The 17951-nt window shown below is 37.8% G+C and carries 19 protein-coding genes and 1 pseudogene; 5 read left to right on the top strand and 15 right to left on the bottom strand.

Features of this window, described 5'->3' with window-relative positions; all coding sequences use genetic code 11:
* Nucleotides 1-179: 179 nt before the first annotated feature.
* The 5 genes and pseudogenes from AC27HL_RS07410 to AC27HL_RS07390 all read left to right on the top strand — a co-directional run.
* The gene (locus AC27HL_RS07410; protein ID WP_487080256.1) at nucleotides 180-1064 is read left to right on the top strand and encodes an IS982 family transposase; all 885 of its coding nucleotides are present in this window, start codon (nucleotides 180-182) and stop codon (nucleotides 1062-1064) included.
* Nucleotides 1065-1433: 369 nt separating this feature from the next.
* Nucleotides 1434-2849, top strand: coding sequence for an RHS repeat domain-containing protein (locus tag AC27HL_RS07405; RefSeq protein WP_487080254.1), 1416 nt, complete (start codon nucleotides 1434-1436; stop codon nucleotides 2847-2849).
* The gene (locus tag AC27HL_RS07400) at nucleotides 2849-3229 is read left to right on the top strand and encodes a hypothetical protein (protein ID WP_487080253.1); all 381 of its coding nucleotides are present in this window, start codon (nucleotides 2849-2851) and stop codon (nucleotides 3227-3229) included. Before AC27HL_RS07405 ends, AC27HL_RS07400 begins: the two co-directional genes overlap by 1 nt.
* Before the next feature lie 80 nt (nucleotides 3230-3309).
* Nucleotides 3310-6990: an RHS repeat domain-containing protein gene (locus AC27HL_RS07395; RefSeq protein ID WP_487080251.1), complete on the top strand. Its 3681-nt coding sequence runs from the start codon at nucleotides 3310-3312 to the stop codon at nucleotides 6988-6990.
* A 103-nt stretch (nucleotides 6991-7093) separates the two neighbouring features.
* Nucleotides 7094-7794, top strand: a pseudogene (locus tag AC27HL_RS07390) (IS256 family transposase); the annotation flags it as partial.
* A 104-nt stretch (nucleotides 7795-7898) separates the two neighbouring features.
* Here AC27HL_RS07390 and AC27HL_RS07385 read toward each other — a convergent pair.
* From AC27HL_RS07385 to AC27HL_RS07315, 15 genes are all read right to left on the bottom strand, one after another.
* The gene (locus tag AC27HL_RS07385) at nucleotides 7899-10049 is read right to left on the bottom strand and encodes an alkaline phosphatase family protein (protein WP_487080249.1); all 2151 of its coding nucleotides are present in this window, start codon (nucleotides 10047-10049) and stop codon (nucleotides 7899-7901) included.
* A gap of 66 nt (nucleotides 10050-10115) precedes the next feature.
* Nucleotides 10116-10418 (bottom strand): hypothetical protein, encoded by a 303-nt coding sequence (locus AC27HL_RS07380; protein WP_487080248.1) that lies wholly within the window; start codon nucleotides 10416-10418, stop codon nucleotides 10116-10118.
* A 38-nt stretch (nucleotides 10419-10456) separates the two neighbouring features.
* Entirely contained in the window at nucleotides 10457-10714 is a 258-nt protein-coding gene (locus AC27HL_RS07375; RefSeq protein ID WP_487080246.1) for a hypothetical protein, read from the bottom strand.
* Entirely contained in the window at nucleotides 10714-10998 is a 285-nt protein-coding gene (locus AC27HL_RS07370; RefSeq protein WP_487080245.1) for a hypothetical protein, read from the bottom strand. The genes AC27HL_RS07375 and AC27HL_RS07370 overlap by 1 nt, the downstream gene beginning before the upstream one ends.
* A gap of 12 nt (nucleotides 10999-11010) precedes the next feature.
* Nucleotides 11011-11418, bottom strand: a complete 408-nt coding sequence (locus tag AC27HL_RS07365; protein ID WP_487080243.1) for a hypothetical protein — start codon at nucleotides 11416-11418, stop codon at nucleotides 11011-11013.
* A 25-nt stretch (nucleotides 11419-11443) separates the two neighbouring features.
* Nucleotides 11444-11671: a RebB family R body protein gene (locus AC27HL_RS07360; protein ID WP_487080241.1), complete on the bottom strand. Its 228-nt coding sequence runs from the start codon at nucleotides 11669-11671 to the stop codon at nucleotides 11444-11446.
* A gap of 14 nt (nucleotides 11672-11685) precedes the next feature.
* Complete coding sequence (locus AC27HL_RS07355) at nucleotides 11686-11910, bottom strand: RebB family R body protein (protein ID WP_487080239.1); 225 nt, start codon at nucleotides 11908-11910, stop codon at nucleotides 11686-11688.
* Between the two features lie 82 nt (nucleotides 11911-11992).
* On the bottom strand, nucleotides 11993-12217 hold the full coding sequence (locus AC27HL_RS07350) for a RebB family R body protein (protein WP_487080237.1): 225 nt from the start codon (nucleotides 12215-12217) through the stop codon (nucleotides 11993-11995).
* Between the two features lie 16 nt (nucleotides 12218-12233).
* A complete protein-coding gene (locus AC27HL_RS07345; RefSeq protein ID WP_487080235.1) occupies nucleotides 12234-12470 on the bottom strand; it encodes a RebB family R body protein in 237 nt (78 codons plus the stop codon).
* A 25-nt stretch (nucleotides 12471-12495) separates the two neighbouring features.
* Nucleotides 12496-12735 (bottom strand): RebB family R body protein, encoded by a 240-nt coding sequence (locus tag AC27HL_RS07340; protein WP_487080233.1) that lies wholly within the window; start codon nucleotides 12733-12735, stop codon nucleotides 12496-12498.
* A 156-nt stretch (nucleotides 12736-12891) separates the two neighbouring features.
* Nucleotides 12892-14268 carry a sigma 54-interacting transcriptional regulator gene (locus tag AC27HL_RS07335; protein WP_487080231.1) on the bottom strand — a complete coding sequence of 459 codons (1377 nt, stop codon included), beginning with the start codon at nucleotides 14266-14268 and terminating at the stop codon, nucleotides 12892-12894.
* A gap of 246 nt (nucleotides 14269-14514) precedes the next feature.
* Nucleotides 14515-15276, bottom strand: a complete 762-nt coding sequence (locus AC27HL_RS07330; protein ID WP_487080229.1) for a metal ABC transporter permease — start codon at nucleotides 15274-15276, stop codon at nucleotides 14515-14517.
* 12 nt (nucleotides 15277-15288) lie between these two features.
* Nucleotides 15289-16212, bottom strand: coding sequence for a metal ABC transporter solute-binding protein, Zn/Mn family (locus tag AC27HL_RS07325; protein WP_487080227.1), 924 nt, complete (start codon nucleotides 16210-16212; stop codon nucleotides 15289-15291).
* Nucleotides 16196-17455 carry a hypothetical protein gene (locus AC27HL_RS07320; RefSeq protein ID WP_487080225.1) on the bottom strand — a complete coding sequence of 420 codons (1260 nt, stop codon included), beginning with the start codon at nucleotides 17453-17455 and terminating at the stop codon, nucleotides 16196-16198. The genes AC27HL_RS07325 and AC27HL_RS07320 overlap by 17 nt, the downstream gene beginning before the upstream one ends.
* 98 nt (nucleotides 17456-17553) lie before the next feature.
* Nucleotides 17554-17844 (bottom strand): ABC-type zinc uptake system zinc chaperone, encoded by a 291-nt coding sequence (locus tag AC27HL_RS07315; protein WP_487080223.1) that lies wholly within the window; start codon nucleotides 17842-17844, stop codon nucleotides 17554-17556.
* Between the last annotated feature and the right edge of the window lie 107 nt (nucleotides 17845-17951).

The raw sequence follows: 17951 nt of genomic DNA, 5'->3' as shown, positions 1-17951 counted from the left end.
GACTTCTCTAGTAATAACCTACTAACACATACTCTCTTGTGCTACCTCTGTGCTACTAAATACCAAAAATTGATATTTCTCGATTATCACATAAGTAATTTAACCTGAACTCGGGATAAGAATTAACTAAATTGAACTAAATGCCTGTCCTACGATCCGATGAAAGAAAAGGAGCAGGCATGAATAAACTAGTTGAAATTTTTTGTGATGTCGATGACTTTTGTCGAGTATTTATTCCCGAACTAGAAAAGCAACTTATCACTGATGGCAGTCGAAAGCGTAAACGCTCAAGCAGAATGACAATGAGTGAAGTGATGACCATTATCATTGCTTTTCATATGTCTAATCACCGCGATTTTAAGAATTATTATATTGGATTTATTAGCCAGCTCTATCGGAGCCACTTCCCTAATTTATTAAGCTACACGCGATTTTTAGAGGTGATGCCCAAAGCAATCATTCCTTTATCCAGTTATTTTTCAACGCTAAAGGGAGAGGCTACAGGTGTTGAATTTATTGATTCTACCCGTATTAAAGTTTGCCATAACTTGCGTATTCCTAGACACAAAACATTTGGCGGCATTGCCCAACGAGGTAAAGGAACGATGGGATGGTTTTATGGGTTTAAACTTCATCTAGTCACAAATTTCAGAGGTGAAATTGTTGATGCAAAACTAACAACAGGTAATGTGCATGATACGAAGCCTGTACCTGATATCACCAAGAAGTTATCAGGAAAACTCTATGCTGATAAGGGTTACATCAGCAAAAAATTGTCAAAAGAATTGAAAGATGGAGGTGTGGACTTGATCACAACAGCAAGGCGAAATATGAAAGCCAAAGCACTCTCATTATGGGATCGAGCTATGTTATCACGACGCTTTATAATCGAAACAATTAATGACCAATTAAAGAATATTTCTCAAATCGAACATTCACGCCACCGCAGTCCGAACGGTTTCATGCTAAATATGTTGGCAGGGTTGGTGGCTTATTGTCTAAAAGAGAACAAGCCCACCCTTAATATAACTGACGTCGAAAGAAATGCGATGGTTACCGCTTAAACCGATCTGAGGTAAATTTATTCGATAAAGAACGGTTTTTCTACGTTTGACTTTTAATTGCCAAGAGAATTATTTTAAGTCACAGTCAGCGAACTGTTTCATGTCTATTAATGCCAAAAAACGGTCATTTGCTATTACAGCTAATGGGATAGGTTGGATTTGATTTTGTATCAGTAAAGCAGCAAACACTTAAGCATAGGTTGGCAAATTCTTTGCTGGTTTTTACTTTCCTAATAAATATCGAGGACTAATCTCAATCTGCAATGTTAAAGATTCGTAAAAAAATAGTGAATTCTAAGTAATTAAGATAGAAACCTTTACTTCTAGAGAGTATAGTCAAGACTTTAAAACAACTAGGACGTTTTTTTGGTGAAGTTTTATAAATTTTATTTTTTAATATTAATGGCTTTAGCCTTTTCTAACTCTGTATCAAGCGCTAATTTTGGTGTGGTAAACCTATTGGAAACACCAACGTTATCTGGTACAAGCCTTAACGACTCAGTAACACTCAGATGGCGAGTTAATGGTGCAGTAACAGTTACTCGTATAGAGTCCTCCGTAAATAAGAAAACTTGGACGCAAGTATATTCTGGATTGGGTTATTCCTATGGAGGTGGAGGCGGAGGAGAGTCCCTTTTATCTTCTTCAAAAGGCACTAACGTTAAACAGCTGAAAAGTAATGATGAATGTCTTTGGAGCTGTGATAACTACGGCCGTAAATACAACTTCTCATACTCATCCCCTATACATTATCGTTTAAAAAACTGTATAGAAAATTTTTGTAGTGCATATAGTAATGTAGTTTCTTTTTCTCATACTGTTTCACTGCCCCCACCAAAACCAAATAGTGGCGATATTACCTATTATCATTTTGATCATCTTGGTTCTGTTATTGGTATTACTGATAATAGAGGGGAGTTAAAAGCAACTGAGCACTATGAACCGTTCGGAGAAAAAATTAAACAGCCAAACAGCCAAACGGTATCGAATAATCAATGGTTTAATGCTAAACCATATGATGAAGATACAAAGCTGTCTTATTACGGAGCTCGGTATTATGACCCTTTCATTGGTCGTTTTTATGCCAATGATCCATTAGGGTTTACAGCAAGTGAGCCATTCACTTTTAATCGTTATGCCTATGGAAATAATAACCCTTATAGGTATGTTGATCCTGATGGAAAAAGTCCATTAGATGTTGGGTTTTGGCTTGTTGATGCTGCTGTATTAACGTCAGCGGTTATGAGTGGCGTTGGAGTTCCTGCTGCCGCTGCAGACTTTGCGATGAGCACGGTTGGGTTATTTAGTCCAATACCAGGAACAGGGCAAGCGATGAAAGTTGTTGCTGTTTCTGCAAAAGGATATAAAGCAACAACTGGAACAGCGAAAACAACAAAACAATTAGCAAGTCAGTATAGATTTGCTAAATATGCTTCTAAGTATCGCTCAGGTAGTTTAAATGCGACTTTAAGTAAATTTTCACCGGGAGTGAAAGGCGAAAGCAACGGCGTTAAAACATCTTATTTTAACAAAAAAACTAACGTTGAAGTTATAGTTGATGATACCACTGGCTATTTTAGAATTCGTGACCACAGCAGGAATCAATTTGTAGACCTTAATGGAAAACCAGCAAAAACTGGTGGGCTAAAAAAGAAAAAAGCTAGAGATCTGAACAATGAACTTACACACTTTAAAAATTCAGACAGCACTAGTTCTGCTACTGGAGGAGGCTCTACTGGCAGCGGTGGCAACGGTGGCAGCGGTGGCGGAGGCGGAGGCGGATAATGAGAGTTCATCCTATATTTGTTCTTAGCCTTGAAATCAATGAAGATGAAATAGAGTACAGTGAAGCTACCAATTGGTGCTACGCCAACCTCAATCACCCTAATGTGTTGTGTCTTACTAAAGAAGACTTTTTTCTTTCTACTGTGGTGGACATACTAGAGATTGTTAATGATGCGAATAAAAGCATAATTGATGAAGATGAGGATGATTGGATAATTGAAAATCATGTTAAACAAAAGATATTAAATCAACTCGAATCATATGAAGGTAGCACTCATGAAGTGACTAGTAATGAACGTGCTAGTTTTATTTTGAGTCGTTTGGTCGAACTTTTAAAGCTAGCTTTGGCTACAGATCACAATGTCTATTTTCATTTATAGAACAAAGCAAATAAGCCTTATATCGTGTGAATGAATATTAATAGGAAGTTGAATTAAAATTCTACTTATTGAGATAAAAAATGATTACTAAAAAATATTATAAATGCTTTTTATGTTTGTTAATGCTTACATTATCTGGGGGGCTAGCCGCGTCAGATGATGTAATTAATATGCAGCAAGATATTGCAAATAAAATGAAAATTAAAGAAGGGTTAACAGCAGATACAAGTGAAATTATGGGGGAGAGCTTTAGGCCTTATAGCGGAGTGATGACCTTTCATCATACTGATTTATCTATCGCAGGTAATAACAGACTCCCTTTCTCCATAGGTAGGGCATTAAAAGTGAGAACTAGAGCAAATTTATCTGAAATTGGAGAATTTGGAGATTGGGAGCTTGACATTCCAAGAATAGAGGCTGTTACACCTCGTCATCGTTGGCATTCTCAACGTTGTACTAAATTTGGAGATTCTGGTGGCCAAGTTTTGGGGAATAGAGATAGCTCTGGTTTTTTAATCGGAATGCATACCGTAAAAGGAGCTGACTATTGGGCTGGGGCTTCTATGATAATCCCTGGGCAATCTGACAGGCTTTTACAAATCCCAATGCAAAGTCCAGCACGTAGTCCTCTTACGACGCAGGATAATTGGTTAGTTAGTTGTGTGGATAACGCAACTGACGGTGGCGAAGGTTTTGTTAGTACTTCACCAAAAGGGTTAAAATATACATTTTCTCAATTAAATTACTCAAGAAAAAAGACTCTTATAGCTAATATAGCAGGTCGAGCTGGTGACCCTACAAAATTCTATATCAATAAAGCGCGAATGATGATAACTAAGATTGAGGACCTTCATGGAAATTCTATTAATTATAAATATGATACTGAAGGGAAACTTACTCAAATATCTACTAATAGTGATAATCGTATAGTGTCACTTTCTTATAATAATACTGAGTTTCCCAATATTATTACAAATATAACAAGTGGTAATCGAGAATGGAGTTACTCATATATTAAGATTGGTACTCTACCAACCCTAAGAGAGGTACATTTACCAAATGGAAGTAAATGGCACTTGAATATGGGTTATGTCGCATATACATCACCTAGAACTCCGACGGATACTAAGGCAAAAGAATGTTCGTTAGATGATGGGAGGGTAAGCAAATCAAGTGGTAGTATTACTCATCCCAATGGATTAGTTGCTCACTATAAGTTTCAAGAAACAGCCCATGGCTTAGTAAATGTTACTAATAAAAAGGTCCCTAAATGTTTTGATAAAATGGCTTTAGTTCAAAAGTCTTTCTCAGGGCCGAATATGAGCAACATGAATTGGACATACAATTATTCTCAAAATAGAGGTAATTATGATACTGAAACAGCACAACCAAGTGCTAAAACATTAACAGTGAATGGGCCTAATAACGAACGAACGGTTTATTATTATAATCGCCAATTTAATTGGCGAGAGGGAACATTGATAAAGGTGCAAGTTTATCAAAACTCATTACTGCTAAGATCTATCTTTGACACATTTAACGAAGGCAGGCAGATAGGCAATACTACTATTGAAAATAATAACAGCGACAATATCAATCGTTATGTACAAAATACATCAACCAGAATTAATCAAGGTAATGTTGATTACATAACAAAAAATGAATTGTTTGACTATTATAATTACCCACAAAGAATTATTGAAACTAATGGTGAAAATAAGAGAACAATTAGTCTCAGCTATAACCACAATACAACAAAGTGGTTATTAGGTCTGCAAACAAACAAGTCAATTATCGAAAATAAAAATGGAGTAGATTCTGTAGTTAATATTAATAAATATGAATACAATGATAAAGGACAGGTGCTAACTTTTGAAGAAAATGGTGTTATTAGTAAATATGAATATGTCGGTGCGACATTAAGTAAATATACTGATGCAAGGAAAAAAATTACCACTTATAAAAATTACTACAGGGGTATCCCTAAAAATGTAAGTTATTCTATAGGCAAGGTTAGCCATGTAGTTGATGAATTCGGTAATATTACTAAGCGAGTAGATCAGCTTGGTAACATTTTTAATTATAGTTATGACAAACTTGATAGAATTAAAAAGATAGACTTCCCTATTGGGACAGACAGTATATTTACGTATGGTGTTAATTCTATGACGCGTACTCGCGGAGCTTTTAAGGAAGTGCATACTTTAGATGCATTCAATCGAAGTGTATTAGTATCAATTGAGGACCTAGATAAGAATCTAACTCGATATAAACAAACTTCATATAACCATCAAGGGCTAGAGACTTATAAATCTCAATTTTATTCTAATAGCAATGAAAACGTAGGACTTAGAGTAACATTTGATGCACTAGAAAGGCCTTTAACTATTGCTTCACCATCAGGAGTAACCCGATATAGTTATTTAAATAATTTAATTACTGAACAAGTTGATCCGTTGGGCTATAAATTTACGTATTCTCATCAAGCATATGGAAACCCTGCAGATAAATTTGTCACGAGTATTTCACAGAGTTTGTCACTAACGGACCCCTCAAAACAAAAGCTTACTAAAATGAATCGTAATGCAATTGGGCGCATAAATAGTGTTACCCAAGGAGGTCAAGAAATCACCTATGGATACGATATTCACAATTATGTTGTTAGTGAAACATATCCGGAGTTTAATATAAAATATACTCGTGATCCTAACGGTAATATGCTAACTCGTAAAATAGGAAATGGTCATATTATAAGATATACGTATGACGATCTGAATCGCTTAGTAAAATCTGATTATGCTGATAATAGTGGTGATATAACGAGAACATACTTTGATACGGGAGAGTTGCGTTCAGCAAGCAATGGTATAGGTGATTGGATTTATAACTACGATAAAAACCGGAATTTAATTGAGCGGACTCTTACTACAAGTGGAAAAAAATACGTATTTAAATTTAATTACGACAATTTAGATCATATTACCAGTATGACATACCCAAGTGGTTTAAAGTTAACTTATGAGCCCAATGTATTTGGTGAGTCTACTAAAGTCGGTAGCTTTATAAGCAACGTGGAACACCATGCAAATGGGATAGTAAAGTCATTTGAATATGGAAATGGGGTTAGCTACGCTGTTGAATTGGATACATCAAAAACTAGAATAGGCAACATTTACGGTACACTTAATAGCGAGTTACTAATTGATAAAAATTATACTTATGATCAGCGAGATAACATCACTTCTATAATTGACAATATAACTACGAATGATAGCGTAACAAATATCAATTATGACGGCATTGGACAAGTTGTTAGAGCGGAGAGCCGAAGCTTCGGCAGCGCCGGTTTTATATCATATCAATATGGGCAGACAGGTAATATTAGCCGAGTAAATCGCTCAGGTACAATTGCTACTTATAACTACAATGACAACAATTATCTAACAAGCATTGGTGGAAGCTACCCTTATACATTTACTTATGATGGGGATGGCAATGTTAAATCCAATGGTTGGAATGGTTTCACATATAACAATGCAGGTAAAATGGTAGCTGTAACTGGGAATAATGCGAAAACCTATGGTTATGACGCATTAGGACAGAGAGTTCATATCAGTGAAAACGGTCAAAATCAGACGGAAATATATAGTGATAATAATTTGCTTTTGATGATTGATGAGGGAAATGGAGATTGGCGTGAAAAAATCTATTTGGGAAATCATTTAGTTGCCCAAAAAGTTAGTAGTGGGCACATTCATTAGATGTGTGATTCATAGAGATCATTTCAATTTTGCGATCTCTAAATCTCTCCAGTAATTAGATAGTTGAACATGTTCATTGTGTGCTTGATAGAACTCCTCAACTTTAGTGGTTAAAATCAGGCAAGACAAACACGTTATTAATAAAGCGGTTTATCTCGCCTTAGGCGTCAATATTGAAGGTCATAAAGAATTACTCGGCATGTGGATATCCGAAAACGTAGGGGCTAAATTCTGGCTCAACGTGTTAACTGAACTTCAAAACAGAGGGCTAAAAGGTATCCTAATCTAATCGCCTGTGTCGATGGCCTTAAAGGTTTTCCTGATGCAATTAATACTGTTTATCCTGAAACGCAGATACAGCTCTGTATTGTGCACATGGTGCGTAATTCATTGAAGCTTGTGCCATGGAAAGAATACAAAGCTGTCACTGGCGACTTAAAGCGAATATATTAATCAGTAACCGAAGAGGAGGCCTTAATGGTGCTCGACCAGTTTGAACAACGATGGGACAGTAAATACCCAGTATATCGCGTTCATGGCGCAACATCAGCACTATATTTAACTATCCTAATGATATACGCAAAGCCATTTACACCACCAATGCGATTGAATCACTCAACAGTGTTATTCGTTAAGGCGATTAAGAAACGTAAGCTCTTTCCACACGATGACTCAGCTAAAAAAGTTATTTACTTAGCCATTGAGCAAGCATCCAAAAAATGGACGATGCCGATAAGAAATTGGAAAACGGCTTTGAATCGATTTATGATTGAATTCGAAGACCGTTTGAAAGATGTTATTTAAAACTGGCAGTTACACAAAATCTGTTACAGGGTCGAATTTGAAGACCGTTTGAAAGATGTTATTTAAACTTGGCAGTTACACAAATTCTGTTACAGGGTCACAATCTACTCTGGCAGTTGCGTAATGATCCTCCAAATAGCCCACTCACCCGCTTCAGTGGTCAAGTACTTATCATCTTTCTTAGACGCAATCATGCGTTGTAATGGGTCGGGGGAGACTCGTTCAGATACTTCTTGAATTAAATTAGGTTTTAATTTGCTCACTAAGTAAATATCATCATTATTTTTAATAACTTCATTAGCGTCCATACTAGCGAAAATTCTTACTTGCCATAGCTGACCAGCACTGCTGGCATCACTTTTACTTTGATAATACAAGTTATGATAATTGTGCGAGGCGGTAATATATTTCTTATCTTTTAAATTGGCCTCTTGCGACTCTAGCCTTATGACTGAAAGATTCTTAATTTCATCTATATCTATGATATGTGGACCTATTTGGCTAAATTTAATTTTGATAGCTTCTTTAGGATCTGATGTTATGGTTGGATACCAACCTAATCCTGTATAACTCCACTCTGCAATAGAAAGGTACTTAGCTGGTAAATCCACTTCTGGCCATTTAGTATCGACGTATTGTAAGTAAAACTCTTGTTCGTAAGTCATATTTTGCTGGTTCGCTCGCTCCTCAGTCGCTAAACTTCCGGCACTTAGTGCTTGACTAGCAACAGTTTTACTTCTTACTTTTGTCAACTGCAATACCTCATCAAAAGTTGGTGCTTGCTCTACCCGTTTGCCGAGTTGCCAGTCTTTTCTATCAATGTTTTGCCATTCCAAAATAGTGGCAATAATCGAGGTATGATCATACGGGGTATATGAGGAACTTCGAAAGACAGTATTTGCTTTAATGAGAGGAGAAATTAATATCGTTGGCACTCGTATGCCCAGCTGATCAAACTTGAAACCAAATTCAGTCCGCGTGTCTGGGTCCATATGCTGATAATCTTTAGGCATAGGGGCACGATCTAAATAACTCGGCGAAGCATACGGCGGATAAACATGGTCGTAGGTGCCACCATTTTCATCAAAGGTAATAACGAATAAGGTATTTTCCCACTTAGGTGAATCACTTAAAGCATTGTACAGTGCACAAACAAAATCTTCACTGACAGTGGTATCACATGATGGGTGCATATCATTGCCTACTTGGCGAATACCTGACTTCCAGCTTGGACCACCCCCCCACTTAGGCTCTATCCAACTAACGGCCGGTAAATTTCCTGTACGAATATCAAAAAACAGCTCATTGTTCGGGTCACTTGCGTCAAATTTTATAAAATTATCCGCCATGGCTTCACTATCTAAATCGGGGAACATGGTTTGGACATATTGATATTGCTTGCCTAAGGAAACATCTTCTGGTGGCCAAAGATCTTGCCAATAAACATGCCATGATGAGCCATGCTCTGATAATAAACCAAAAATATTGCGCGTATCTTTGGGTAACTTATCAGCATGAGATCCTCCGTGGCCTTGCAATGCGCCAATATTAGACATAGCAGCAATGCCAGGATTTTGAATACTTGATTGAAAACCAATAAAAGCATCATAAAAATTATTACTGACCATACCTCGTGCGGTACCTGCCATTGAAAATGCCCGGTTGGTATTGGTTTGGCTTGGCACTGAACAATACCATTCATCAGAAACCGCGTAATTTTGTGCTAACCCGCTTAACACTGGCAATTGTTCAGGAATGTAGGTTTCCATTATTTCGATAAAAGCACTTTCATCAACCTCAGTATTAATCGACTTTAAGGTTTGATAATAGTCAAGTATATAACCATCCATTGGCGCAAAGTCATTACCAGTACTGTGCTGAATTTCAGCTATGGTAGATTCTCTATGCTGCCTATCACCCCAGTTTGCATGTTTATCTACAATCCCCCACATTTGTCCCATGATATGCACAAAATGCTCTCCGGGATTAACACTAGGAACTTTAGGCGAACGAGCGCCAAAAATAGGCTCTACTCGTTTATATGGATTCTTCGGTATCTTATTGCCCAGCGCATTAAAATCGTCTTCCGACAAGGTTAATAACCCAATAAAAGGTCGGTTATCGCTGTGTTTACTAATCAAGTTTATTTTATCTGCTTCGGTATAGAGAGAGCCCATTAAATGGTCAAAGCCTCTATTTTCTAGCATTAATACAACCACATGTTCGATATTTTTATCATTAAGATTTGACATCATTTTATTCCTTTAAAGTCAGTGTCGAATGATGCAATACCGCTAGATTTATTCGATACCTCTACACTTTTAACCTTTCGATTGGTTCATTTTTTGTAAAACTTTACCTAGATAATGGTCGAGCTCCTGAACAGAATTCTTATTAAGCCTTCCAAAACAACAAGTTGGAATACCCGCTGCTGCTGCTATTCCGCCTTTATCAAGATAATTAACTACAATTTCAATAAATTCAGTTTCTTCTTCACTAAACTGAAAATTCCATACTCCTTCACAAGTTAGCTTGTCTGACTTTTCTGCTTTAACATAAAGCTTACCGCCAGTTTGTATCCATAAATTTTCATCAATAACATCGTCTGCTTTGGAATCTGTCATTGTGTTATCTCCTTACTGGTAGAATATAGATTCACATATTATTCACTTAAGTAGCCGTTATTTCTAAACCAATGAAATATGTCTTTAAGCATTTCTTTGTCAATTTCATATGTTTGGTTAACAATTAACACTTCTTCTAAGGTCAAAGGGATACTCATCATTAAATGTAATTCTTTTTCCGTATGCTCATGCTTCACGTGATGATTGATATTTTCACGTTTAAAGCCCCAAAAATTTTTTGGATCATCGTTATAGAAAAACTTAATCGATGATTCATTAATCATCTTAGTTGTCATTACAATTGCCTCATAGTTATTGGAGAACTAAGCTCAAGAGGCGTGGAACTGTCCTCCTGCTGAGTCAAAGGTGCAACACCATCTTGACTTGATATTTGGTCAAGTAAGGCAATACTGTCATCAATATATTTCATTGACGTTGCTAATATCTCTTGCTCGTAGCGTTCAATAGATTCTAGATAAGTTTTAATGTCAGTATCTTGAACTGCAGAAGGCGGTATACTATTAATCACCATCTTAGGTTTTTGCACTTCCGTTATCGCCTTTAAGCTTTCATTTTTCATTATTTATCCCTATCAACCTTTCGGCCGAACGACATTGCCATAAGCCGAAAGAATAGTCGCGCCATCTTCACCAACCTTTACCCAATACTGCTCAGCTTGCATCATAGTTTTTTGACAGGCTTCAATGATTGGAATATAGAGTGGATTTTTTTCTTCTATCATTTTTTTGGTGGCGATACCGATGGCTGTCGTTTCAATTGTGGCTAAATCACGCATAAAGTCGGAAGCATCTTGCACCGAAATAGCAACCGACTGTGAAATAGATTGAACCGCAGTACCCGCCCCATGTGTCAACGGCTTAAACTGTTGTTCTTCACTGGGCATCAATTTTTCCAATAACATTTCACTAGAAGTTTCTTTCGTCGATCGGGCGAATGCTCCTAAACTGGCTGGTGCTTTGTGTTCTTCTGGTGCGTTCATCTTAGCTCCCTTAAACTATGCATATTTATGAAATTTCTAATATTTTTTTGCAGGTTATGGCCACAGAGGTTGTGCTTATGTTTTTTGCGCCATATTGCGTCGCACTGGCATTTTGCATAACCATAGTGAGTGCTTGAGCCATCGATTCATAGGCTATGCCCATAGACTCATTACCCGCTTGACTAAGTACACCGTAGTTTGTTGAGGCAACGGCATCAATTATTTGTTGGTTGACTTTTGTATTGTCACTCATATATTTCATCCATGTTATTTACCAAGAAGTTCGGCAACTAATTTAGTCGTTACCGTCTGATGCATAATATTTGCTTGCTGTTGGGCATATACGGCATTTATATTTGCCATGGCAATATTATTTGCCATAGTGTTATATAACGAGCCCATTGCCATTGCGGGGCTATTGGCCACGACTTGAGTATTAGTGGTCGTTATTGCATCAGTCACTTTGCCATTTACACTTGTTTCAGCTTTCACAGCATTTCCCATTAATCTCACATAATTTTTTACTAAAAAGTAGGAGTGTAAAACTAGCGCTGCTAATCACTCCTATGCATCACTAGCTAACGAGATGTTTAACTCCCATTGTTGTCGATGCCTGGTAAGTAACATTTGCTTGCTGTTGTGCATAAACGGCATTTGCCGCCGCCATAGCCACCGAGTTACCAATCGTCTGATATAAACTGCCCATCGCCATTGCGGGCGCTTCAGCTAATACTTTGACATTGGTTTGAGTGATAGCATCTGTAACTTGCGAATTCACTGTTTGTAGAACTCCAGACATTTTTTTCTCCTTCTATTTATCCTTGAATAAGATCTGTTACACCTACGGTATTTGACGCTTGATAAGTTATATTGGCTTGTTGCTGTGCAAATACAGCATTAGCCGCAGCCATTGAGACTGAATTCCCTATCGTTTGATACAAACTCCCCATTGCCATAGCGGGTGTACTTGCAACCACTTCAACATTGGTTTGAGTTACTGCATCGGCGACTTGGCTACTAGATCTAGTCAACTGTGTTTCGGCACTAGCCATGTTAGACTCCTAGCTAAACAGAATATTATGGATTAACTAACGTTTTTACACCCATAGTACTGGCGGCCTGATACGTGACATTAGCTTGTTGTTGAGCATAGACAGCGTTTGCTGCCGCCATTGCAACTGAATTGCCTATGGTTTGATATAGACTCCCCATTGCCATAGCGGGTGACTCAGCAAGTACCTTTACATTAGTTTGCGTAATTGCATCGGTAACTTGTGGGTTTACTGTAGTTGCTGCTGTAGTTGTTGAATCTGCCATTTTAATAATTCCTTTTTAAATTGAATGTCCAGCGACATCATTATGATGAAGCTAGTACATCAACAAAATAGCAATTGCTATGCCAGTAAAATTAGATATAAAAATAAGGCCTGTAGCCTAACTAAAGCTTTCCTTTTGGCCGAAAACGTCCAGTTATTATTTAAAAATGGACGGATTGGCGCAGTTGGGCGGGTAATGTTCTATGTTAGCGGCACACTTACGCTCTATCACTTTTCGATGAACACCTAATAACCTAGCAGCAGCACTTTTATTGCCTGCCGATAATTCAAGCGCACGCGCTAATAAAGCTTTTTCAATGGCTGAAAATTTATTGCTAACATCGACTTTTAGAATACTATCAGCCAAAGTGTTTATGCTATTTACCTGAGTAAATTCACTGCTGGTTAGGTCTATGTTAATGAATTCAGCCAACACCTCAGCACTGATCACTTTTTCATCACACAATACCTTGACTCTATCAACCAGATTCTTTAATTCGCGCACATTACCTTTCCAGTTATGCTGCTTTAATAAATCTATTGCCTTTTCATCAAAAGAAATAAATGTTTCAGAATTGTTTTGAAAAGCATTAATTAAGTGAGGAATATCAGTGACACGCTGATTTAACGAAGGTACGTCAATGGTAAATACCGTTAAGCGATAATAAAGATCTTCTCTAAACTTTCGCTCTTGCACACGTTTCATTAGGTTTTCGTGTGTGGCGGCAATCACTCTGCCAGAGAAAACAATATCTTTAGTAGAGCCTAAACGGCGGAACCTTTTCACCTCAAGAACTCTTAATATTTTCGCTTGCAAGTGCAAAGGTAGCTCGGCAATTTCATCCAAAAACAAGCTACCGTTTGCGGCGTAATGAAATAAACCGTGCTTGTTTTCTGATGCGCCGGTAAAAGCGCCTTTTTCATGACCAAATAAAATGGATTCGATCAAGTGCTCTGGGATAGTGCTGCAGTTTATATCAACAAATTCACCTTGATTAAAAGCGCTAAGACTATGTATCGCTTGAGCAATAAGCTCTTTTCCACTTCCAGAAGGCCCTTGAATTAATACCGTTTTATCCACTTTTGCAATTCGCCTTGTCAGGCGAGACATCTGTCTGATTGTTTTGTGGGCGCCGATGACCTGCGGAAGATATTCTTTTACTATCGGTACTAGTTTATAAATTCCTGAAGAAAAAGGCTCACGAGGCACTAGCCAGCAGTTTTTCACACTATTGAACAAATCTAAGTAATGTTTCGATTCAGAGATTAAAAAGCTGCTATTTTGCTGCTCTAAATAAGTCGTAAAGCTGGCTAATGAAAGTGGAGTTACTCCATTAAATAACGTAATTCGGTCCTCTTGGTGTATAAAGTAAATTAGCCGGCAGTGATACTTTTCAATCAATAAGACGATATCTTTGAATTGACTTATTCTGCAACTTTTCAACTCGATTACCTGTTCAGCCTTTACGCAATTAACGACAATTAGCTGATTAATAGCATCAATAACAATAAAATAATCTGTTGAGTCCTTCATTTTTATTCCTTGTGATATTCTCCATGACGAACGTCAAATAAAGATAAATACCCTCCACTTACCTATTAAAAATTTAGTTCAAAATTAACCTTTCTGCGGCATTATTTATGCCACATTGACTTTTTATAAAGCCCAGAGATAAAGAATTGATTTACCGAGACCGATAGTGACAACGTAAATTACGCGCAATAAAAAAGGAGCTATAAAAGCTCCTTTTTAACTAAAAGTTAGATAATTATATTACACTTAACGTTTAGCAATCACTTTGCTTATCAACCTAAATGTTGCAGCACTTAGTGCCAAGGTGGCAACAATAGTCGCACCGCTAGGTAAATCGAAACTTGCTGATAAAAACAAGCCGAATAAATACCCAACCAAACCAACACCATAAGCCCACATTAGTGCGTAATTGCCTAGCAACTTATTAATCGCCAACGCTGGTAAGATTAAAGTACTAAATACCAAATAAACACCAACCAGCTCCACTGATAAGGTGATCACTAAGGCAAATAACAAGTAAAATAAAGCTCCGTCTAATATTTTAGGTTTGGCAAATATAGCGGCCAAAATAGCACTATAAACGATTGTAGGCAGCAATAATTGCTGCCAATTTACCCAAAGAATTTGCCCTGACATTAATTGTTTAAGTAGCTCGCCACCATGTGGATCATTCGATAATAACAACATAGCTGCAACCGCCGAAAGCACATAAAAACAACCTATCATGGCTTCTAATTCTTCTGCCATACGCTTTGCAAGCCAAGCAATAACACCTGCCCCCGCTAAAGCAAAAAGTGCTGGCATCCAAATATTTACAAAAGCAAGTTCGGCGACATCGTGATCCATACGTACCACTATTGCACCTAATGCAGCAATTTGTGCGATGGCCAAATCAATAAAAATAATGCCGCGTTTTAGTACTTGCCTGCCCAAAACAACATGGGTTGAAAGTACCAATATACCTGCTGCAAATGCCGGTAACAATATTGTCAGTAATTCATAATCCATCTTAAGTACCTATTAACGCTTTAGTAGCTTTTGCGCATTGTGCTCTTGTATTAATAATTCAAGAACATTATCGTAGAGGCTGAATAAATTATTACTATCTTCATTTCCCCCAACCGATAATGGCAAAATAATAATAGGTAGATTAGATTTTTCAGCTAACCACTTAGCGCCTCGTAAATCTTGATAAGAAGCCACAACAATTGCTGAAATGTCACCTTGTTTTGCCCGCTTTAGCAACTTAGCCAAATGTCCACTTGTTGGTGGTAATCCAGGCTTTGGTTCTAAATCAGCCACTTGCTCAACGCCAGCAAACTCAAATAAATAGCGAAAACTAGAATGGTAAGCAATGACTTTCATTCCCTGTAAGCTATTAGCAAGGCGATGCCATGTAGACATAGCTTTTTTCCAGCGCTGACTAAAATCCTCAAAGCTCTGCTGATAGCTTTTGCTATTTTCTGCATCTAATTGTATAAGTTTTGCCGTTAGCGCCTTAGCAACCGTTAGCATACGCTGAGGTGAAAAATGTACGTGTGGGTTTCCCATACCATGTACATCGCCCATACTGCGATCAACATTTGCAACTTTATCTAAGGTATCGATATGTTCGGCTGCAAAAAACAAACCTTTATCAGTGCTGCGTACTTGTGCATTAGCTGCTTTCATTTGCAACATAGGCAACCAACCAATTTCAAGTTCAGCACCGGCACATACGACTAAATCAGCCTGACGCATTTTAGCAATTAAGCTAGGGCGAGCTTGCACTAAATGTGGATCTTGCATAGCTGTGGTTGCTGAATAAATTCGAGCATCAGGAGCCAATTCTTTTGCTAAAGCAGCATATTCAGGCTCGCAGGCAAATATGTTGAATTGCGCAAAAGCACTTTGGCTCAAAGTTAATAAAACACCAGACAATACTAGTTTAAAATTGATGCGCACCGTGAGCCCCCAAAGCCATAACATATTGTAATGTAATTACATTATCTTTCCCGGCATTTTCAAAACCCACATTACTTTGATGACTAAACTCTAATCGCACGGTTGAGAAATGGCTATTGTGCCAAGCGATACTAAGCTCAGTTTCTTTTAGTTCTTGTGCATCAAAATGCTCTTCGTGCTGCAATTGAGCATCCAACTCACCATAGCGTAAGCCGGCTGACCAGTTTGGTGAAAATTGGTATACACCACTGACATACCAAGCTTGATGATAATCTTTACCACCTTCATCATGATGCTCTTCTTCATCGTGATGCTCGTCTTCTTCATGCTCTTCATGAAGCTCAGGTACCATAAAGTCATTCACACGGAAATATTCAGCACTCAAGGTTAAGTGTTGGTATTTGTAGTTACCGTTTGGTGCCCACTTAAAAACGAAGTCAGCAACATAGGTATTTTTACCAGTATAACTGGCAGAATGACTATGACCATGTTCGTCGGCTTCATGACCATGCTCGTCTTCATGATCATCTTCATCATGTTCGTCATGCTCTTCTGCGGTTAATTGGCCGTTTTCATTACGTAAATAACTAAAACCTAGCTGCCACGAACTTTCAGTGCCAATATCACCACCAAATTTAGTAAAAGCGGTGTAAACGCCTGTGCTATCAAATTCACGCTCACCATGTTCATCAGCAGCGCGCAAACTGTCACCCGCAAAAACTTCAGCTCCCATAGTCCAGTATATATCTGTTGGTGCTGTGTAGCTTACTCTTAAGCCGTCATCATAATAGTGATTACCTAGAAAAGCACGATAAGCGCCAGGTCTACTAGTAAAAGCATCAGTATGAAGATGCTGGTTATTTAAATAGCCAATATCAGATAAAAAACGCCCCGCTCTAACAGTAAAGCCGTTAGGTAGCGCCATGGTTTGAATAAATGCTTCTTCAACATTGACTTCACTTTCGCCATCATGTGATTCAAACACTGTGGTAAGTTTGCCATAGAACATATCATCGATACTGGCACTAAACGCTAGTTCAGTTTCACCTAAACCAAAACCTTCAGCGCGCTCAGCCATTAAACGATTTTCACTTTGGTAATAACCATCTAATATAGCACTAACATTAGGGTTAGAAAGTGTTGGTGTTTGCGCCTGAGCCATCACAGGGATCAATGTAGATAGCGCTAAAGCTGCTCTTATTTTTACAGATAAGCGCGCAGGAGAAAGTTTCAAATTTTTCATTTTTTAGTTCTCTAAAATAAATTAAATACAACAGCACAAACCATTTGCTTTAATTAGCAAATTGGCATTGTGGATAAACAAATTGTTAATAATAAGTTTTAAAGAACTGCGGGAGGTGCACGGCTAAGGTAAGTAACACTTTGAATAAGTGCTAGTGATGGTTGAGCAACACTGTTAGATTCGTACTGCTGACTTTTAAATTCAAGATTGGCGTCTTGCTGCGGTAGTACTTGATTAAATTGATGCTGGTGAAAGCACAAGGTACAGTGCGTTTGAGCACCTTCATCGATATGTTCAACACTATGTGCAGAAGCAGCCACAGACAATACTAACAATATAGCGCTAAGCCATATTGCAATAAATCGCCTGTTAGTTACTGAAAAGTACATTTCTGCTATCCAATGAGTGAATGAATCAAATTCGCCATTAGTGTACGCGACTTACAATACGCCATGCAAGCCAATCGTATGTCATTTAGCACGTTAAAGTGTAATTC

This window comes from Colwellia aquaemaris (genome assembly GCF_057548755.1).
The sequence above is the reverse complement of the archived record's forward strand: the minus strand, read 5'-3'. Positions and strand labels throughout refer to the sequence as shown.